The organism is Streptomyces sp. NPDC006265, assembly GCF_040613555.1.
Classification (GTDB): Bacteria; Actinomycetota; Actinomycetes; order Streptomycetales; family Streptomycetaceae; genus Streptomyces.
Genome location: NZ_JBEXSH010001397.1, coordinates 1 through 1,449 on the forward strand (window position 1 = coordinate 1; position 1,449 = coordinate 1,449).

1 protein-coding gene and 1 pseudogene are annotated in these 1,449 nt (G+C 70.0%); one reads left to right on the forward strand and one right to left on the reverse strand.

All coding sequences use genetic code 11. From position 1 onward, the window contains the following. Positions 1-128: 128 nt before the first annotated feature. Entirely contained in the window at positions 129-890 is a 762-nt protein-coding gene (locus ABZ281_RS49235) for a MerR family transcriptional regulator (protein ID WP_356665357.1), read from the reverse strand. 99 nt (positions 891-989) lie between these two features. On the opposite strand from ABZ281_RS49235, the pseudogene ABZ281_RS49240 reads away from it, so the two are divergent. Then, positions 990-1,449: pseudogene (locus ABZ281_RS49240) on the forward strand (ion channel protein); the annotation flags it as partial.

Genomic DNA, 1,449 nt, shown 5'->3' on the forward strand with positions numbered 1-1,449 from the left:
CGTTCCTTCATGCCCGCGGCCATACCCGAACCTCCGTACAGATGGTCACCCGTGCCGCACGCCCTCGAACGAGATCCGGTTTGCCACAACGCACTAAGCAAAAAGCTGAGGCACTCCCGGGCCGGGGATCAGGAGGTGTGCCGTGCCGCGTTCGCGGCGATCGCGTCCCTCAGGTGCTCGGCCAGGCCCGGGCGCAGCGCGTCGTAGAACGCCTTGAAACGCTCGTCGGAGACGTACATCTCGCCCAGGCAGCGGTGGATCTCGTAGGTGCACTCGTAGAACCAGGTGCAGATGTGCTGCCGGTGCTCCTCCGCGAGGGTGATGGCCGCCTTGCCGGTGGGCGGCTCGTCGGCCGACACCAGGGCGCCGTAGCGCTCGCCCCAGTCGGCGGCCTCGGCCTGGATGCGCTTCCAGTCCTCCTTGGTGTAGCTCGCGGTGCGGCGCTGCGAGTCGGCGTACTCGTCGGTGTCGCCCCAGCGCTCCTCCACCTCCTCGGCGTACTGCTCCGGGTCCTTGTCCCCGAAGACCTCGAACTTCTCCTCGGGCGTGAGGTTGACTCCCATCGTGCGTGCCTCCATGGCGTGCTCCACGGCCGCCGCCATCTTCCGCAGCTTCTCGATCCGGGCGGTCAGCAGTTCGTACTGCCGGCGCAGGTGCGCGCGCGGGTCCGCGTCCGGGTCGTCGAGCAGCGCGGCGACCTCCTCGAGCGGGAAGCCGAGCTCCCGGTAGAACAGGATCTGCTGCAGCCGGTCGAGGTCGGCGTCGCCGTAGCGCCGGTGGCCCGCGTGGCTGCGTTCGCTCGGGACGAGCAGGTTGATGTCGTCGTAGTGGTGCAGCGTGCGCACCGTGACACCGGCGAAGCCCGCGACCTGTCCCACCGAGTAGTTCACTTCCGCTCCCCTCTTCCGAGCTCCACGGTCGGGCCTCACGCCACGTGAGGTGCAAGCGTGTTTCCGGTTTGTGGCGTTTGGTCCGTTTATCGTGTGCCCGTGGTCCAGGACTCCGAAGACCAGGCACCCTCCGTCCACCCCTCGACCCCCGCTCGCGCCCTGCTGCCCTCCTTGCTGCCCGCCATCGTCGTGGGTGTGCTCTCCAGCCTGGTCCTGGTGGGCGTGGAGGTCGCCGCCGAGCAGCTCCAGGACGTGCTCTGGCAGACCGTGCCGGACGCGCTCGGGATCGGCCGGTACTCCGTGGCGTGGATGTTCGCCGTGCTCGTGGCGACCGGCATCGCGGTCGGGCTGGTGGTGTGGAAGGCGCCAGGGCACGCCGGACCCGATCCCGCCACCGTCGGGCTGGAGGCGCCCGTCCTGCCGCTCGTCGTGCTGCCCGGGCTGCTGCTCGCGAACGCGCTGATGCTGGCCGGCGGGCCCAGCCTCGGCCCCGAGAACCCGATCATCGCCGCCAACGTGGGCCTCACGGTCTGGCTGGGCAGCCGGTTCGTCCCCCGGG